The organism is Bdellovibrio sp. 22V, from assembly GCF_030169785.1.
In the GTDB taxonomy this organism is placed as follows: Bacteria; Bdellovibrionota; Bdellovibrionia; order Bdellovibrionales; family Bdellovibrionaceae; genus Bdellovibrio.
Genome location: NZ_CP125854.1, coordinates 425,511 through 442,524, shown reverse-complemented (window position 1 = coordinate 442,524; position 17,014 = coordinate 425,511). Strand labels below are relative to the sequence as shown.

The window sequence follows — 17,014 nt, the reverse complement described above, 5'->3', positions numbered from 1 at the left end:
GGAGGGTCTAGGGACACTGGTCCGAAGACTGGGATATTATTTTGTACCTTTGAGAGAGTCTAGGGCTTCTCTCTTCGAATCAGAAACTTTGGATCTGCAAGACGAAGGGGCATTGCGATCGGCGCGCTCGATGATGCTGATCTGTGCTTCGATCTCTGATGAAGCATCGCTAGGAGCGTAGTCCGAACTCTTATTCTTCGGAGCAGGACCTAAGGTCATAAGCGACTGATTGGCGCGATTCAATGCGGCCTGAAGGCTCGCGCTTTTTGCAGCGAGAGTTTTTAGGTTCTCTTGCATTTTTGTATAAGCGGCCTGCATTCTTTGATTCAAACGGTTACCGAGGTCGATCACGCTTTGTAAAGCATCGTTCTTTTCTTTTGCGGAAGCCTGTTTCATTTCTTCGAGCTGGTTTTGTGCAAGATTCAAACTGTTCTGCACTTCATCCATGCTCGTTTGCAAGTCATTGATCTGCTTCGTGAGCTCATCTTGCTCTTGACGTTTGGATTCATTCAAAGCCACACGTTGTTGATCGAAAGCATCCATACAGTCATTATAGATGTTGATAAGCTCTTGTTTCTTTTTCTTAGCTTGCGCAATGTGATTTGCACTTGTAGACGCAGAAACACTTTCGTAACTCTTTCTCGCATCCGTAACAGCTTTCATGCAGGCGCGTTTGCCCGAAGCCTCTGTCATCGCGATCAACTTCAAGGCCTTGTCGCGCTGAGATTGAATCAGTTGCCCACGGACACGCAGAATTTCCGTCGCTTTTTTGCGCATTTCTTCTTTAGCTTGTGTTTGGCTGGCATTAAATTCAGCAATACGCTCACGCTCTTTTTCGCCGATCTCCAACTCTTTCTTTTTATAGTTCTCTTGCGCTTCTGTCAGAGTTTTTTGAATCTCTTCCATCTCTTTATTGTAGTCATCTTGGATCTGAGCTTTATCGTCGTTGAGATCCGCCAACTCTTTTTCAGTGTCTTTGATCTCTTTTTGAATTTTATCTTTTTCAGTGAAGTAATCGCGGCCACTCATTTGCGGACATGCTGCACTGACGTTTGCAAGACTTCCTGCAGGTAAACCCATTACTGTCGCAAATGCATCCACTGTATTGAACGAATCTTCGCCGGAAGTGCCTGCGCAGTTCTTCGCTTTAGCAACACAGTTTGAGCCACCAGATAAACCCGCTTTTCTGCAGGCTTCGCCGATTTTACGAGTCGCTTCATCAATCTTATCTGTCAGCTGACGACAAGCTTCTGATTCACGCACATCTTTATAGTCTGGTGGATAGCCCATTCCAAAACCATAAGGCTGTTGAGGCGCTTGGTTTTGCGTGTTACCAGAGCCATTATTATTAGTATTGTTGTTATTAGTTGTCGTCTCAGCAAATGCGCCCGGTGAGTAGGAAAGCAAAGACGCGCAAGCCAGGATGTTGATAAAGATTTTGACAACTGTTCTTTCGTTTTTGTCTGAAATCTTATTCATTTGAGTTCCTCCCCGATGAAAATAGATGGTGCAATACCAGTACCAATTATCGGCAGGTGCGCTCAAAAAGTTTACGTATCAAAGTGAGACGAGAATTGTAAAAACGGATATAGAATAAAGCCCGGAAAAATACCGGGCTTTTACAGAAATCCTAAGCGGGAAGAGATGACGTACAGTGAGAGCACTTACGAGCTTTAACAGGAATAACAGAGAGGCACTCTGGGCACTCTTTGGTTCCTGGAGGAGGCGGTTCCTCGGCTCTTTTAAGTTTGTTCGCCATTTTCACAATAATGAAGATAGCAAACGCAACAATAATAAAGTCCAACACCATATTGATGAAGAGTCCGTAGTTGACGGTAGCCACGCCTGCTTTTTTTGCTTCATCTAAAGTAGCATAAGTTTCGCCATTCAATGCCACGAACAAATTCGAGAAATCCACTTTGCCCAAAGCCAAGCTAAGAACCGGCGTCAGGATATCTGCGACGAAGGAAGATACGATCTTGCCAAACGCAGCACCGATGATGATACCCACGGCCATGTCGAGAACATTGCCGCGCATGATAAAGGTTTTAAACTCTTTCCACATAAAATGTCCTTCCTAGGTCTTAGAACTTTGCCACAAGGTTCATTGTAGTCGTAGACGTCGTGTTTTTTCCATTCGCAGGAGGTTCGTTTTGATATTGTAATAGGTAAGCAAGCTTCAACGAGAAAATAGAGTTGAGCATGATGTTCAAAGAAGCTTCTGTGTTGCCTTGCCATGCTTCGCTATCAGTAAAGTTGGGAAGATATTCAGCCCAGTATCTAAACGACAAAGTTTTATCCAGGTTTTTGTTAAATTCCGTGTAAAGACGACCGAAGTTGTCATACATCGTGTTGCCCACAGTCGGTTGAGTTTTCGTATAACGAAGACCGGCTTCAAGGATCCAGTTCATGTCATCTTGTTTTAGAAGGTAGTACTTCAAACCGGCATCAGTCGAATCACGTTGCAAATAACCAGCGAAGATATCACTTTCACTTTTATATCCGACGAAGAAGCTGAAGTAGTCAGTCAACTCGCGCTCATAACGAACACCGGCATCCCATTGACGTGCACTTTCAACGCCGTTGGAAAGAGTTTTAAGGTAACGACCGAAAGCTGTGTAAACATTCTTTTCGTGAGTGTAAGTAGTTTTGATCTTCGCAGCATAACTTTCTGAATCTGTATTCCCAGAAACAATGACCGCACCAGCCTCTGCTTCACCTTTGAAGGGAGGAGGCGCTTCTTGTGCGAAAGCGATAGTTGAAAATACAAGTGTGAACGCACTGACGAGGGACGCAAAAAGTTTCATTCCTTAAATCTCCTTTGATTTACTGACTTTAGTTTCATTTGACAGATGAGTCCAAGAAAAATTTGATGAGAATCCCATGAAATTCTGTTACGTTATGTTCGAGGTTTGTGGCAGTGCAAAAAGGTTTTAATTCAGATATCACGGTTCGCGGTCAAAAATTCCATGTGCAGACAGAAGATTGGGGCGTACAAAATCCATTTCTTGTAAGTCGAATTTTCTGCAACGGCGCTGTGATGAAAACAATCAAAACACCTTATGATTCCGTTCTTCGTTTGGGCTCAACGCGGTCCGAGGAAGCAATTAAGCAAGCTTTGCATCGTCAACATTCCACGATCATCGACACCTTGATGGCAGGCGGAACTGTTTAATTTCCAAGAAAGATAAAAACCTCGACTTCGGGCGAGTATCCAACGTCCCTCGTCTTTCATAAGATAGAGAGATGATTGAATTCTCACATGTCTACAAGACTTATCCCGGGCCTGTTCATGCGCTCAAGAATATCGACTTGCGCATCGACAAAGGTGAATTCGTTTTTCTTACGGGTCCCAGCGGCGCGGGCAAAACAACTCTTTTTAAAATGATTTCTGCATATGACGTCGCAACATCCGGAGACGTCAAAGTCGCGGGCCATGATCTTTTATCCATTAAGAATTCCCAAATTCCTTTTTTCCGCAGAAAAATCGGCGTTGTTTTCCAAGATTTCAAACTGCTGAAAGATAAAACAATCTTTGAGAATGTGGCTTTGCCTTTGCAGGTTCGCGGCGACAAGGCCCCTTCCATCCAACGCCGCGTTTACGAGGTTTTGGAACAAGTGGGCCTTGCTCACAAACATGATCAGTATCCTGATTTTATTTCAGGCGGGGAACAGCAGCGGACCGCGATCGCCCGCGCGATCATTCATCAACCCGGCGTTTTGATTGCCGATGAACCGACGGGGAACTTGGATCCGCGACTCAGCGAAGAGATCATGGATCTTTTAGAGCGTGTCTGTTCGCAAGGAACCACAGTGTTCGTGGCGACTCACGATCATGAGATGGTCAAGCGTCGTAATAAAAGAACTCTTGAATTACGCGATGGCATGATCGTGGGGGATAGTAAATGAGATCCTCCAAGAATTGGGCTCTTAAAGTTTCAACTCTCGTTGTTGTGACTGCGTGTTTCGCGGTGATGGCGGCGTCTTTATTAGTTTCACAAAATTTCAAAAATCTTCTGACACTTTGGGGAGAAGATGTCCAGATGACAGTGTATCTGTCACAAGATCTTTCCGAACAGGGCCGTCAAAGTATTGAAGAAACATTAAAAAAATCCGGTAAAGTCGGCAGCATTCATCTTGTAACTCAAGAAAAGGCATTGGGTGATTTCCGCGCTCAGCTCGCAAGCTATGCGCCGGATCTTTCGCAGGATGAAGAGCTTCTGAAACTGATTCCGTCAAGTTTGCAGGTGCGTCTTGCTGGCTCCGTAACGACTGCAGAACAGATTTCGGTTCTGCGGAGTCTGGCTGATTCGGTCAAAGGAATGAACGGTGTTGATGAAGTCAGTTATGGACAAGACTGGATCGAAAAATATTCAGCCTTAGTCATGGCCATCGAAATGACATTGCACCTTCTAAGTCTTGTTATCCTGGCTGCGGCTGTGTTTGTAATCTCTAATGCGATTCGCGCGTCTGTGCAAAACCGCAAAGATGAAATCGTTGTGATGGAAATGATCGGCGCCACTTTTTCGTCGATACGCAAACCCTTCATGGTGGAAGGGGCGACGGTGGGTTTGATCTCGTCACTGCTCTCTATCACAGCCTGTTTTGTTCTGTTTACGGGGATTAAAAATCTTCTGATGACCAAATTGAGCTTCCTTCAATTAGGCGAACATCTGCGCTTTTTGACTCCGACAGCTTTGGTTCTTTTCATTGTGGGCGGCACGTGTTTGGGTGCCTTGGCTTCTTATATCTGTGTTCGTCGTATCAATGATGGCTATGCAGGAAGTCAGAGGTCCTAGTTGAAATTAGCACAACTTCTTTTGGCAGGTATAATTTCGTTTTCCGTCGGCGTGAAGGCTTCGGCCCCGGCGGAGGTGGATACTATCGCCAAGGATTTTGAGGCCACTAAAAAGAAGTTGGAAGATGCGGAGCTAAAGCAGCGACAAGTCCTTTCGGCGCTCTATCAACTGAATAAAAAAATCAAAAAGATTGTGACGGATCGCGGAGAGATGTCGCAACAAAGAGCATTCTTGGAAGTCAATATCCGCAATCTTTCGCAAAAAGTGGAAGAGTTGGAGCAAAAGAATAAATCTCAAAAAGCTCTTCTGGCAGAGCGTTTGCGCGCGATCTATAAATTGGGTGGTCCTTCTCTGGCGCGTTTTGTTTTCTCTTCTTCGAGTTCTGTGAATTTGGAAAGAAATCTTAAGATCCTTGGCATTGTCGCCGGTCGCGACATGGATATGATTAAAAACTACAGCCGCGACCTTAAAGAGCTGCAAAATAAGAAAAAGATGCTGGCGAACCGTCTGGAAAGTTTAAAAAGCGTCGAACAAAAAATCGTAAGTCAGGAAAAGCAACTTCGCAAAGAGCAAGAGCTTAAGGGCAAGCTCCTTGATGGGATCCGCAAGAGCAAACTTTTTGCTCTTAATAAGATCAATGGATTGCGGGAAAAGTCCTTGCAGTTCAATATTGACGATACTGGACTCTTCGATCTTCTTTTCAAACCTTCCTTTGCAGACCAAAAGGGCGAGCTGCCTTCGCCATTGGCGGGTGTTATCACCAAAAAATTTGGACTTATGAAAGGTGACGATCACCCTTATACTTTAACCCAGAAGGGAATTTTCATTTCTGCTGCAAAAGGAAGTCCGATTAAATCTGTCTTTGATGGCAAGGTCAGTTATATCGGTGAGCTTCCTGGATTTGGTAAAACGCTGATCGTGGATCATGGAGATCACTATTACAGTGTTTACGCACACGCGGAAGAAGTGAAAGTGAATACAGGGGATGAGATCACGCAGTCTCAAATCATTGCTCAAGTGGGCGATGCGCCTCAAGAAAGCAATCCCGGATTATATTTTGAAATTAGACATTTTTCAGAACCCTACGACCCGCAACAGTGGATGAAAGGACTCTAACACTATGCAATCACTCAAACGCTACTGGAAAACCTATATTCTAGGCTTCGTCCTCCTGGTGACGTTGTTCATCATGGCAGAATCAGGTTTTCAGGTTCGTGCTTTCGCCCAAGAACGTTACGCGGATCTACAAAATTTCAGTAAGGTGCTCAATCTAATTCAGCAATACTATGTTGAAGAGGTGAACACAAAGAAGCTTGTCTATGGCGCTATCAAAGGTATGTTGCGTGAACTTGATCCGCACACGAACTTTATGCCGCCAGATATTTTTAAAGATTTCGAGACGGAAACAAGCGGAGAATTCGGTGGCCTTGGGATCGAGATATCGATTCAAAACGGCATTCTGACGATTATCTCTCCGATCGAGGATGCACCAGCTTGGGAAGCCGGCATCAAAGCGGGCGACAAAGTCATCGCCGTCGATGGCAACAGCACGAAGGGTGTGAGTCTTGTCGAAGCGTCTCAATTGATGCGCGGGAAAAAAGGCAGCAAAGTTATTTTGCGTGTCGTGCGCGACGGCGAAGAAAAACCTCGCGACATCACTGTTGTTCGTGGCAGCGTGAAAATCAAATCTGTGAAGTATACGGATATGGGTGACGATTTTGCTTACATCAAAATCACAAGCTTCATCGAGAACACAGCGAAAGATCTGCAAAAGGCGATTGAAAAACACATGAAAGAACATGATGGAAAAATGGCGGGTCTTTTAATCGACTTGCGCAGAAATCCAGGTGGTCTTTTGGATCAAGCCGTGAAAGTCAGCGACATGTTTCTTAAAGACGGAACTATCGTAAGCACCATTGGTCGCAACAAAAACGACAAAGAAGTCGCTGTAGCCACGAAAAAAGGTCAATACACAAATTTCCCTGTTGTGATTCTTGTCAATGAATACACAGCAAGTGCGAGTGAGATCGTTTCGGGTGCTCTCCAAGATAACAAACGTGCATTGATTGTGGGGCAACGTACTTTCGGTAAAGGGTCTGTTCAATCAGTTATTAAATTGGGTGACGGAAGCGGCTTGAAACTTACGGTGGCCCGCTATTACACGCCAAGTGGTGTCTCAATTCAGGCGGAAGGGATTCATCCTGATATCGAAATTGATGATGTCGATCCAGATGCATTTGCAAAAGCGGTTGTGAAAAATCAAACGACTCGCGAGGGCGATATTGCAGGCCACTTAAAAGGAGATCGCGAAAAAGCCGCTGAAAAACTTGATACTAAACAAGGCGTCGAAGAAGGTGCTTTGGCTTGGTGGAAAGACGTGGGTTCGAAAAAAGACGAAAAGCTTTCGCCGCGCGAAAAATTGTTGAAAGCCGATTATCAAGCATATCAGGCGTTTAGCTACCTTAAAGCGTGGGGTACGCTAAAGACTTTGACGCGCTAGTTATTGATTCTGATATTTAGAGGCCCTACTCTAGCGCCACATAGACAAGGCGAGGCAGAGGGGGCCTTACTGATGTTGAAGATCGCAGTTCTTTTACTGACATTCTGTTCATTTGCGAAAGCGGACTACGTCGGCTTTTCTCGCGGCGATCAATTCACAGCCACTCCCATTCAAGGACAAGTCCAAGTTACGTGCAGCGGTTTCAACGGGAGTGGTTCCGCTGTTTACACTTGCCGTGATCTTGTTTTAGATCCTCAAGCTTATGATGTTTTTTTGGGCCCGCGTGATGCAAGAGCGGATCGTGTGACTTTGGTGGCGTCTCATGAAGACGGTTCATCACGCACGAAATCGGCGGACTACGAAGGTACACGTGGTCGCAGCGGTGAAGCGTTCAATTTGTGGATTTCAACTTTGTTCCAAAAACCTTTGCTTGAAAACGGTGTGACGTCGATTCGTTACACGATTAACGGTGGCCATTATGCAGAGCCTCTTGCTGAAGGAACTTTCCGAGTCCTTGTAAAGCGCGGCCCCGCACGTACGTGCCCCAATGCTCGTTATACATCTTCAGACGTGAGCGATTGCAATTCGCAGTACTCCATCTGCCAACGCTACTTCGAAGAATTCCATAACTGCCTCTAAAATTATTTTCCGATCACTTGTGCGAGAATATTGCAGTAGACAATGCCGCCCGTGCCAGAGCCCACATGCCAGTAACCTCGGAATGTCAGTGTTCCGTTGGCAGAGGCTTTATAAAGACCAAAGCTCGAACCCGAAGTCCATGTCGTCATACTCGCAGAAGCCCAATTAGAGGGAAGTAGCCAAGTTCCTCCTGGAGTTGCAAAAACCTCGGGGCGAATGTACGTCACACCACCGCTGTTATTCATACTGCAAGACAATTCCGCTTTGACGACGTCACCATCTTGCACGTCGACGGAGGCGCTGAGTGTGGAGATAAATGTGCTCGTCGTGGAAGTTGTCGAAATGCCGGGCGCATCTATTCTCCCGTAACCAATGCTCGCAACACCGCGAATTTTTCCGTTCACATCTAGAGTCGCCGTTGGAGAAGCCGTACCGATACCGACTTTTCCTGTCGAGTCGATGCGCATCCGTTCCGAGGTTGCAGAAGAAAATCCACCGATATTAAAACGAATCACTCCGCTGGCGTGAGGTGAGGCGATTTGTAGGTTTTGAGTCGTGTTGCCAAGATATAACATCGCTGTATTTTGTAAATAGACGTTGGAATAATCTGAAGTGTAAGCATAGAAACCGAGGGCCGCTTTATTCGTGGGTGTCGTCACGCCGTTAGCTTGTAAATAGAAAAGGCCACCACCGTCTGTACTCGAGTGCACCTCTAAGGGCGAACCAGGGGTGCTAGTTCCAACCCCAACACTTCCGTTCGCGAGAACGGTCACGCGGTCTTTGTTTTCGGTTTTTAAAATAAGGCTTCCGCCTAAGTTTCTATTTGTTACTCTAAGATCACCGGAGTAGTCACCCACGGACCAACGAATTGTGTTGTCAGAGCTGATACCGCGAATATCGCCACTCGCAGCGTTTCCGACGCTGTCGGTGTCTTTTAAAATAAAACCTGGTGAGGTGAAGTGTGCTTCAAACTGGATAGCCCTAGCGATGCCATTTACTTCAAACATCGACGTCGGAGTGAGAGTGTTAATTCCCACTTTTCCTCCACTATAAGAGATGTCGTTGCCGTTTATTTGCCATGCGGTACTCGAAGCAGGGAGACGTGCAGAATCAATTGTGCCTGCCGTAATTTGATTGGCATTCAACGAAATCGTATTGCAGGTAAATGCATCGGTGATCGCACTCCAATTGAGGGTTGTATTCACGGGACAACTTGTCGGAAATTGCGTATTACCCAAGGAATTTTTTAATTCAAATGCACTCACTGATCCACCCGTCCACGTGGAACCATCCCAACGCAAAACTTGATTTGCATTTCCCGAAGGAAGAGCATTTTGTTTTGCCGAAAAAGCCGCATAGTCCGTATTAGAAATCAAACCTGCAGTCACAGAACTCGTGCTTGCCAGTGGAATATTCAAAGTATGAGTTCCCGTTCCATTGTGATTCCAGGCAGGACTGTTGCCTGCGGAACCGGTTGCAAAAACGTGTGCTGAAGTCGTATCTCCCGCGAGAGAAGTAATTCCTCCTCCCGAAGTTCCTACTTGATCGGTCACACACACGAATTGCGCTCCGTTAAACGAAAGAACCTGTCCTACTGTGCATGCCACAGGAGTGCCAGAAGAATTCGGGAGCTGAGACTTCTGTAAAAGATCCGCGGCCGTCAATGCGCCAATGGCATCCGCTTTGGCGGCGCTTTCCGCATAGTGTGCAAACGGCACAGAGCGAATTTGCATGTCTTCGGAAACTAATCTCCAACCGCTGCCATCCCAAAACCGTACACGCAATTTGCGCATGGAATCCACATTCGGAGTCCAAGTGCCTCCCGCCTCACAGGCAAAAGACGAAGTTTTATTATTGAAGGCATCTTTCAAAGTGAACGTGCCTGTGAGCGGAAATTGTACGGAAAAACTTCCGGCACCAAGAGGAACATCAAAGACCCCGTTGGAATTGGTCATGTCGATTGCTTGTGATTCTTCACGATAGATAACACAAGCACCATTATCACTGGTGATATCGAAAAGAAATTTTACACCGGAGCTTTCAAGAGGAATTCCGTCGCTGCGAACGATACGGCCCTGATATGTTAGAGAATTCGGAGTCGCCTCAGCAAAAGATGACAGCAAAAAAATAATGAAAGAACTAATTTTTAGAGCCTTCATACTGTCATCCCCCAACGTGCCAATCAAACTCGACATTTTCGAGTCGTAGAATAATTCGGAATAATCGTGAGGGTAGTTGAGGATTTAGGTCTCCAAATTAAAATCAATCCAAGTTATTTCGGTCACTTAGAGAGCATTTATTTTGTTCCAATTCTACTCCGAAACGGCACACCAGGTAAGGGGATTGAGTTGCGCATCACACTCTTCATTGAGGTATTGAATCAATGCTTGGGTCATTTCGGGGCTTTTCAAATCGTCAGGTTCGTGCACGAAATAGTAAACTCGTTGCAAGCCTTGCTGACTCCATTGCGAAAGACGTTGAGCCCACTCACGGCTGCGCGTGTAATCGCTAGCATGCAAATCATTGCCGATAATTCGCAACATGGTGAAAGGGGCGCTAATGGAAGTATGTAAGACATCGCGCCGACCAGCGACGTCTGTGATTACAAGACCAACGTTGCGTGTTTGCAGATACTTTGTAAGCGCTGAAAGTATGCGACCTTCTTCAAACCAAGAGGGATGACGAAACTCCAAAGCAAGTTCAAACTCTTGCGGCCACTGTTGCAGAAAATAAAAGAGCTGTGCTTTTTTGGAATAATCAAAATGTGGAGGAAATTGCGCAAAACAAGGTCCCAAGTTCGCACGGATATTTGCTAAAAACTGAAACCATTCTTGATAAAGTTTTTTATCTGAAAGCCCCTGCGCGGAATGCGTAATTCCTTGAAACACCTTCGGACAAAATTGAAAGTGTGGAGTGACTTGCTCTTGCCACTTTTTCACTTGTTCGGATGAAGGAATGCGATAGTGGGTGGTATTGAGTTCGATCGTGTCGTAATTGCGGGAGTAGTGGAATAAAAAATCTGCAGGTTTTGTTTTTGCGGGATAGATCTTCCCAATCCACTCTTTGTGTCCCCACGCAGGAGTTCCCAGAAGATATCGCGTGGATGGAAGAGCCGTTCCTGAGAGTTTTTGCAAATACTCCGCTGACGCGGGATCATCCGGCGGTAAAGTCCAATCTACGCTATCGACAGAGGCAAGCTTTCCAAATTCCATAAAAAAACCCGTCAGACTTTCGCCGGACGGGCTTCAATTTCTTAGAAAAAATTCTTAGTTGCCTTCTTCTTTCAAAGAACCAGCTGGAACTTCTTTAACTTTCACAGACTTGTTCAAGAAAGCGATCACCTTTTCTTCAGTGATCATGTAAGTCAAACGGCTTGCTTGTTCAGGACGGCCGTAGAACTCACGAATACGTTGTTCTTCGATACCAGTTTGTTGAGCGTACTCAGCAAACTTCGCATCTAGATCTTCTTTTTTGCAGAACAAATCGTGTTTCTTCGCGATAGCATCAACCAAGAAAGAAGACTGAATCATTTCAGCCGCTGTCTTTTCAAAATCGCCATCCCATTTTTCAACGTAAGAAGCGAAATCCTCTGGGCCCATACCTTGTTCAGTCATGCGTTTTTTGAAGTCTTCAACCAAAGAAGCTTTTTGCTCTTTCAACAAAGAAGGAGGAACTTCAACTGGATTTTCTTTAACAAGAACTTTCAAGAGACGGTTTTTGAAAGCGTCTTCGATACGTTTCTTGTCGCCCTGTTCAAGATCTTCTTGGATAGATTTTTTCAAAGATTCAAGATCTTTGGGTCCACCCAAAGTCGCCAAGAACTCTTCAGTCAACTCAGGCAAAACTTTTGATTTGATTTCGTTTAAAGTCACTTTGAACTCAACAGGTTTACCCGCAAGCTCTGCAGAGTGGTATGGATCCGGGAATTTCAAAGAGATTGTCTTTGATTCGCCTTTTTTCATGCCCACGATGCCGTCTTCGAAACCGTCGATGAATTGTTTTGCGCCCAACTCAAGGTGGTGATTCGTGCCAGAACCGTTTTCAAGAGGCGCTCCGCCCATGAAACCTTGGAAGTCGATAACAGCGATGTCGCCCATTTTAGCAGCGCGATCGTCAGTCACAGTTTCGAAAGTCGCGCGAGAAGCTCTGATGTTTTCAAGAACTTGGTCGACTTTCTTTGGATCGAATTCAAACTTTTCTTTTTCTACTTCCAAGCCTTCGTATTTTTTCAATGCGATCTCAGGACGTACGTCAAAAGCTGCAGAGAAAGAGAAGTCTTTGTTTTCAGACGGGTCAGCAAATTCAAACTCTGGATAGCTGATAGGTTCAAGCTTGTGTTCGTCCAATGCCAAAGCATAGTGTTTTTGAATAAGATCTTGAACAACGTCTTGCTTTACGCGGTCACCGTAAAGACTTTTGATTGTTGCCAAAGGAGCTTTACCTTTACGGAACCCTTTGATCGTTACATCTTTTTGGATGCCGTTGAAGATTTTTTGGAAAGCACTTTGAACAGCTGCCGCAGGAACTTCAATATTCAGTTTTCTGGACAGATTAGAGACTTTTTCTACATTCGATTTCATGTCTATTTCTCCTAAGATACGCGCACGCGTTAAAACTTGTGGATAGTAGAAGAGGTGCTGCTTTAAGGCAATGCTAATGCTATGCGTAATGCCTATATTTCCGAGGTCAGCGACACTCTAAAGACCTATGGAGCAAGAGATTCACTTTGTGACTGGAAAAGGAGGCGTGGGAAAGTCGGTCATCGCCGCGTCCCTGGCCTTAAAGAAGAGCCGTGAAGGCAAAAAAGTCCTCCTTGTCGAACTCGGTGATCAAAGCTTTTTCAAGGATTTCTTTGAACTTCCCGCCGTCGGGTTTCAACCGACCCAACTTCGCGATAATATTTTTGTCGCCCTGTGGACTGGGGAAGCCTGTCTTCAGGAATATGCTCGTCATCTGATCAAGGTCGAAAGCCTAGCGAAACTCTTTTTCGAAAATGCCGTCATGAAGGCGTTCGTTAACGTGGCGCCGGCGCTTCCTGAGTTGGCGATTATGGGAAAAATCACCAGTGGCCCGCGCAAACACGGACCTCCGTTGCCATTTGATTGTCTTGTGATTGATGCCTTTGCGACCGGCCATTTTATGGCGTTGCTTGAAGCCCCCAAAGGGATGGCGCAAGCCGTGCAATTCGGCCCCATGGGAGAGCAAAGCCGCAGTATCGACGCGTGCATTCGCAATACCGATTTATGCCACTATCACATCGTCACATTGCCGGAAGAACTTCCGGTGAAAGAAGCTTCCGAACTTCTTGCGCGTTTGCAGGCGGAGTTTTCCATTCAAGGAAAACTTCTTGTGAACAAAATGCTGCAAACGCCTCTTTCAAAAAAAGAGATGCAAGAAGCGCAAAGTGAAGAGGGTGATCTTGGAAAGTTCGCAAATTATCTTGAGCATCAGTTGGATCGCCAAACTCATATGTGGACCGTGGCTAAAGAAAAAGCGGCGCATATCCAAGCGGTGCCGCTTATCTTCGAAACGAAGCCGTGGCCTTTGGTTGAGCACATTGCGGAGACTCTTAAATGAGTGTGAACATTTTTAAAAACACACAAATCTTAGTCTGCGTCGGAAGCGGTGGAGTCGGTAAAACGACAGTAGCGGCTTCATTAGGTGTTCTTGCGGCTAAAGAGGGAAAGAAAGTTCTTGTTCTTACAATTGATCCGGCCAAACGCTTGGCGCAGACCCTGGGGATTGAAGGAACAAAGGATGTCACAAAAGTTCCGGGACAAGACTTTAAAGGGGAGCTTTACGCTTCTGTCATCGATCACAAAAAAACTTTCGATGATTTTGTCGCTCGGGCCGCGAAGAAAAGTGAAGCCGCGCAAAAGATCTATAAGAACCGACTTTATCAACAGCTTTCAACGAATCTCAGCGGCTCGCAGGAGTTCACGGCCCTGGAGAAACTTTATTCGGTGTATGAGTCTAAAGAGTTTGATTTGATCATTTTGGATACTCCGCCGACAAAACACGCGATTGATTTCCTGCACGCGCCACAAAAACTTTCGGCCCTTTTTAACGAAGGTGTTGCAAAGTGGTTCCGCGATCCTGCTTCGAAAAAATCTGGATTCTTCGGTCAAATTATTCAGACGGGAACACGCCAAGTTTTAAAAATTCTTGAGACTTTGACGGGCTCCAATTTTATTCACGAATTGGCGGACTTTTTCCTCAATATCGAGCAGTGGCAAGAGCAGCTTTTTAAAAGAACAGTGGATGTTCATCGCATGCTTGTTGCGCCGACGACACACTTTTGCATGGTGACCTCCTTTGATCAGGCAAAACTCAAAGAAGCCGAATTCTTCTCTCGAGAAATAAAAAAAGGGGGCTATCACTTGACAACGGTCGTTTTGAACCGAGTTTTCCCCTATTGGCTGGACCTCCAATCCGAGAGTAAACCTAAAAAGGCGCACCAGGACCTTGTAAAAATGTACTCGCAGATGAAGGCCTATTACACTCAGAGGGATCGCCTTTACCAAGGATTCGAAACAACGATGCGCAAAGAAGCGCGTGTCTTTCGCATCCCTGACTTGGTAAAAGACATCTCTGATTTGTCGGGATTGGAAGAGTTAGGCGCATTGATTGTGGAAGGGGAGAAAAAAGCATGAGAATCTTAGTGACGGCTTCGTTGATTTTTCTTTCTGGCTGCTCAAGCTTTCATTTTATCTCCCGGGAAACTCCGCAAGACGCGGAAATGCAAGCGGCGCAAAGAGCGTCCGAAGAAGCGGAAATCGGTAATGCCGAAAAAGTTCTCGCGGCAGGCCGTTTCGAAGAAGCTCGCATTTTGTTTCGTGATTTCCAAACCCGTCATGCGCAAAGCACCTTTTTGCATTCCGCACGTTTGGGAGAAGCAGAAGCTCTTGAAGGTTTAGGACGATATCAAGAATCCGTTGAGCTCAACCGTGAAGTCTATCTTAAAAGTCTTAAGTATCAGCCGGCGATCGCGGCATTAGCTTTGTACAGAATGTCTTTTGCCTATGAAGCGTTAGGCGACGACGAAAAAACTATTGCCTCGCTCTTAGACGCAAAAAGATTGGGCGAACACTTATCACCCGAGGTGCGTGAGGCTGAAATTCCCGCACGTCTTGCTGTCGTCTATGCCAGACAGAATCGTGAAAAAGAGGTCGAAGCCTATCTTAACCAAGCGGAAAAAGGAATCGCGAGACTGCGTGAAGAGCTGGGTCCTCAGTTGAAAAAAGACTGGCTGGCTAAAACTTACGTACAAATGGGCAGTGTTTCCACGAATCAATTGTCTGTGGAAAACTTTGAGGAATACGCGCGAAGCCAACGCTGGGTTCAGATTTATTTGATCAAAGCGCTGAAACTCAACGATGCCGTATGGTCGCCTCGTGCTTTGGCGAAACTGCAAGAAACTTATCGTGATCTTTATACGCAAGTGGAATCCGCTTCCGGAAGAGAGCAACAGTCACAATTGGGCGCCACTTTGGTTGAGTTAGTGGATCAAGCGGAATTATATAAACCGATCCTTGGACAAAAAATGAATACTTATGAGCAAGGATTTTTTAGTTTCCTCGCCGAAGTAAAAAAGAAAACAGAAACGCTTTTGTATCAATCAGGCGAAACAATGGGGTTGACGGAGGAGTCTCAACAGCTCAATAGTCTAAAACGTTTGCCACGAGCTAAAGAGTCGGCAAAACCGCTTCCACTTCCTCCGAAAATAGTTCCCTCGGAAGATCCAAATTTGTAAGAGCCTTAAGGAGAATTTATGGCGAAACTGACACTTCACAAACAAACACTCGCCAATATGAACGAGATTTGCGCATGGTTTGCATCAAAGACGGCAAATCTTTCGTATCCTATTTACTCCAGTTATGACATTCGTGATTCGGGTTATAAGATCTCTAACGTCGATGCGAATATATTCCCGGCAGGATTCAACAATATCTGCCCGACAGATAAAGAGACGTCCATTGGCTTGATGGATAAATACATTCTTAAGCACTATGGTCCTGACGTTAAAAACATTCTTCTTGTTACGGAAGAACATACGAACAATGCGTACTATTGGGAAAACGTTCATACCATCCGCAGTTTGATTGAAGCTTCTAATCGTGTTGTCCGTGTTGCAATTCCACGCGATCTTCCCGAGCCGCTCAAATTAACAAGCTCCGCGGGGAATGAAGTTGTCGTGCATTCTGCGCTTAAAAGCGGAGAGCTTCTGAAAACTTTTAAGCCAGATCTGATTATCAGCAACAACGATTTCTCTGAAGCGTACGAAGAGTGGGCGGGAACGATGACGGAGTTTCCGATGAATCCTCCGCGTGAACTTGGCTGGTATCAAAGAAAGAAAAGCACTTACTTTAAATACTACAACGAACTTGTGAATGAGTTCGCAGAGATCACAAAAATCGATCCTTTCTTGTTGCGTGTTGAAACAGAACTGTTCGAGCACTTCGATATTGGTGATGAAAACAGTCGCAATGCTCTGGCCGAAAAAGTGGATGCGATGCTCAACCGACTTCGCGAAGAATATAAAAAACGCGGCATCAACCAAGAACCTTTTGTTTTCGTAAAAAACAATGCGGGCACTTACGGCCTGGCGGTGATTCGTGTCGGTTCCGGAGCTGAAGTTAAAGAGTGGTCTTATAAATCACGTAAGAAAATGAAAGCAGCCAAAGGCGGACGCGACGTGGAAGAAGTGATCATTCAAGAAGGCATTCCTTCGATCGTGCAAGCGGACGGAGCGAGCGCTGAACCTGTTATCTATATGATCGGTTGTGAATTGGCGGGCGGATTCTTAAGAACGCATGCAGAAAAAAGTTCTACAGACAGTCTTAACAGTCCCGGCGCCGTTTACAAACGTCTTTGCGTTTCCGACCTAGCGATCAATACACCAGGCTGCCCGCAGGAAAACGTTTACGGTTGGACGGCGAAACTAGGTCTTCTTGCCATTGCTCATGAGGCTAAGGAATTAGGTGCGAGTTTTAAAGACTACCAACCTGTGGGATGTGGCAAGTCTAGCTAAGACCGAGTGCGGTCGGTAATAAAATAAATTCTGTTGAGCGAGTGG

16 protein-coding genes are annotated in these 17,014 nt (G+C 45.6%); 10 read left to right on the top strand and 6 right to left on the bottom strand.

The genetic code is table 11. The features are described 5' to 3' along the window. Positions 1-36: 36 nt before the first annotated feature. The 3 genes from QJS83_RS02245 to QJS83_RS02235 form a co-directional block, all read right to left on the bottom strand. On the bottom strand, positions 37-1,479 hold the full coding sequence (locus tag QJS83_RS02245; protein WP_284607357.1) for a coiled-coil domain-containing protein: 1,443 nt from the start codon (positions 1,477-1,479) through the stop codon (positions 37-39). Positions 1,480-1,630: 151 nt separating this feature from the next. Then, on the bottom strand, positions 1,631-2,065 hold the full coding sequence (gene mscL / locus QJS83_RS02240; RefSeq protein WP_284607354.1) for a large conductance mechanosensitive channel protein MscL: 435 nt from the start codon (positions 2,063-2,065) through the stop codon (positions 1,631-1,633). A 19-nt stretch (positions 2,066-2,084) separates the two neighbouring features. After that, positions 2,085-2,807 (bottom strand): DUF481 domain-containing protein, encoded by a 723-nt coding sequence (locus tag QJS83_RS02235; RefSeq protein ID WP_284607353.1) that lies wholly within the window; start codon positions 2,805-2,807, stop codon positions 2,085-2,087. Between the two features lie 107 nt (positions 2,808-2,914). Between QJS83_RS02235 and QJS83_RS02230 the strand changes: the two genes are divergently transcribed. From QJS83_RS02230 to QJS83_RS02205, 6 genes are all read left to right on the top strand, one after another. Next, entirely contained in the window at positions 2,915-3,175 is a 261-nt protein-coding gene (locus QJS83_RS02230; protein WP_284607351.1) for a hypothetical protein, read from the top strand. A gap of 71 nt (positions 3,176-3,246) precedes the next feature. Continuing rightward, positions 3,247-3,909 (top strand): cell division ATP-binding protein FtsE, encoded by a 663-nt coding sequence (gene ftsE / locus QJS83_RS02225; RefSeq protein ID WP_284607350.1) that lies wholly within the window; start codon positions 3,247-3,249, stop codon positions 3,907-3,909. Next, positions 3,906-4,799, top strand: coding sequence for a cell division protein FtsX (locus QJS83_RS02220; protein WP_284607348.1), 894 nt, complete (start codon positions 3,906-3,908; stop codon positions 4,797-4,799). The genes ftsE and QJS83_RS02220 overlap by 4 nt, the downstream gene beginning before the upstream one ends. After that, positions 4,800-5,915 (top strand): murein hydrolase activator EnvC family protein, encoded by a 1,116-nt coding sequence (locus QJS83_RS02215; protein ID WP_284607346.1) that lies wholly within the window; start codon positions 4,800-4,802, stop codon positions 5,913-5,915. Positions 5,916-5,919: 4 nt separating this feature from the next. Beyond that, positions 5,920-7,299: a S41 family peptidase gene (locus QJS83_RS02210; protein ID WP_284607345.1), complete on the top strand. Its 1,380-nt coding sequence runs from the start codon at positions 5,920-5,922 to the stop codon at positions 7,297-7,299. Between the two features lie 72 nt (positions 7,300-7,371). Beyond that, the gene (locus tag QJS83_RS02205) at positions 7,372-7,938 is read left to right on the top strand and encodes a hypothetical protein (RefSeq protein WP_284607344.1); all 567 of its coding nucleotides are present in this window, start codon (positions 7,372-7,374) and stop codon (positions 7,936-7,938) included. 2 nt (positions 7,939-7,940) lie between these two features. Here the strand turns inward: QJS83_RS02205 and QJS83_RS02200 are convergent, their stop codons facing one another. The 3 genes from QJS83_RS02200 to tig all read right to left on the bottom strand — a co-directional run bounded on the left by QJS83_RS02200 (position 7,941) and on the right by tig (position 12,518). After that, the gene (locus QJS83_RS02200; protein ID WP_284607343.1) at positions 7,941-10,133 is read right to left on the bottom strand and encodes an autotransporter outer membrane beta-barrel domain-containing protein; all 2,193 of its coding nucleotides are present in this window, start codon (positions 10,131-10,133) and stop codon (positions 7,941-7,943) included. A gap of 117 nt (positions 10,134-10,250) precedes the next feature. Further along, positions 10,251-11,150, bottom strand: a complete 900-nt coding sequence (locus QJS83_RS02195) for a DUF72 domain-containing protein (protein WP_284607342.1) — start codon at positions 11,148-11,150, stop codon at positions 10,251-10,253. A 54-nt stretch (positions 11,151-11,204) separates the two neighbouring features. Then, positions 11,205-12,518, bottom strand: coding sequence for a trigger factor (gene tig / locus QJS83_RS02190; protein WP_284607341.1), 1,314 nt, complete (start codon positions 12,516-12,518; stop codon positions 11,205-11,207). 127 nt (positions 12,519-12,645) lie between these two features. On the opposite strand from tig, the gene QJS83_RS02185 reads away from it, so the two are divergent. Genes QJS83_RS02185 through gshA form a run of 4 tightly spaced genes read left to right on the top strand, consistent with a single transcriptional unit; the run spans position 12,646 to position 16,969 of the window. Further along, positions 12,646-13,515 (top strand): ArsA family ATPase, encoded by an 870-nt coding sequence (locus tag QJS83_RS02185; protein WP_284607340.1) that lies wholly within the window; start codon positions 12,646-12,648, stop codon positions 13,513-13,515. Continuing rightward, complete coding sequence (locus tag QJS83_RS02180; RefSeq protein WP_284607337.1) at positions 13,512-14,591, top strand: ArsA family ATPase; 1,080 nt, start codon at positions 13,512-13,514, stop codon at positions 14,589-14,591. Before QJS83_RS02185 ends, QJS83_RS02180 begins: the two co-directional genes overlap by 4 nt. Beyond that, positions 14,588-15,691 (top strand): tetratricopeptide repeat protein, encoded by a 1,104-nt coding sequence (locus QJS83_RS02175; protein WP_284607335.1) that lies wholly within the window; start codon positions 14,588-14,590, stop codon positions 15,689-15,691. Before QJS83_RS02180 ends, QJS83_RS02175 begins: the two co-directional genes overlap by 4 nt. Before the next feature lie 18 nt (positions 15,692-15,709). Further along, entirely contained in the window at positions 15,710-16,969 is a 1,260-nt protein-coding gene (gene gshA / locus QJS83_RS02170) for a glutamate--cysteine ligase (RefSeq protein ID WP_284607333.1), read from the top strand. Positions 16,970-17,014 lie beyond the last annotated feature (45 nt).

Bases quoted from the DNA above. Each gene is read 5' to 3' on its own strand.
- QJS83_RS02245 (WP_284607357.1), bottom strand. From the start codon at position 1,479: ATGAATAAGATTTCAGACAAAAACGAAAGAACAGTTGTCAAAATCTTT.
- mscL (WP_284607354.1), bottom strand. From the start codon at position 2,065: ATGTGGAAAGAGTTTAAAACCTTTATCATGCGCGGCAATGTTCTCGAC.
- QJS83_RS02235 (WP_284607353.1), bottom strand. From the start codon at position 2,807: ATGAAACTTTTTGCGTCCCTCGTCAGTGCGTTCACACTTGTATTTTCA.
- ftsE (WP_284607350.1), top strand. From the start codon at position 3,247: ATGATTGAATTCTCACATGTCTACAAGACTTATCCCGGGCCTGTTCAT.
- QJS83_RS02220 (WP_284607348.1), top strand. From the start codon at position 3,906: ATGAGATCCTCCAAGAATTGGGCTCTTAAAGTTTCAACTCTCGTTGTT.
- QJS83_RS02210 (WP_284607345.1), top strand. From the start codon at position 5,920: ATGCAATCACTCAAACGCTACTGGAAAACCTATATTCTAGGCTTCGTC.
- QJS83_RS02205 (WP_284607344.1), top strand. From the start codon at position 7,372: ATGTTGAAGATCGCAGTTCTTTTACTGACATTCTGTTCATTTGCGAAA.
- QJS83_RS02200 (WP_284607343.1), bottom strand. From the start codon at position 10,133: ATGTCGAGTTTGATTGGCACGTTGGGGGATGACAGTATGAAGGCTCTA.
- QJS83_RS02195 (WP_284607342.1), bottom strand. From the start codon at position 11,150: ATGGAATTTGGAAAGCTTGCCTCTGTCGATAGCGTAGATTGGACTTTA.
- tig (WP_284607341.1), bottom strand. From the start codon at position 12,518: ATGAAATCGAATGTAGAAAAAGTCTCTAATCTGTCCAGAAAACTGAAT.
- QJS83_RS02185 (WP_284607340.1), top strand. From the start codon at position 12,646: ATGGAGCAAGAGATTCACTTTGTGACTGGAAAAGGAGGCGTGGGAAAG.
- QJS83_RS02180 (WP_284607337.1), top strand. From the start codon at position 13,512: ATGAGTGTGAACATTTTTAAAAACACACAAATCTTAGTCTGCGTCGGA.
- QJS83_RS02175 (WP_284607335.1), top strand. From the start codon at position 14,588: ATGAGAATCTTAGTGACGGCTTCGTTGATTTTTCTTTCTGGCTGCTCA.
- gshA (WP_284607333.1), top strand. From the start codon at position 15,710: ATGGCGAAACTGACACTTCACAAACAAACACTCGCCAATATGAACGAG.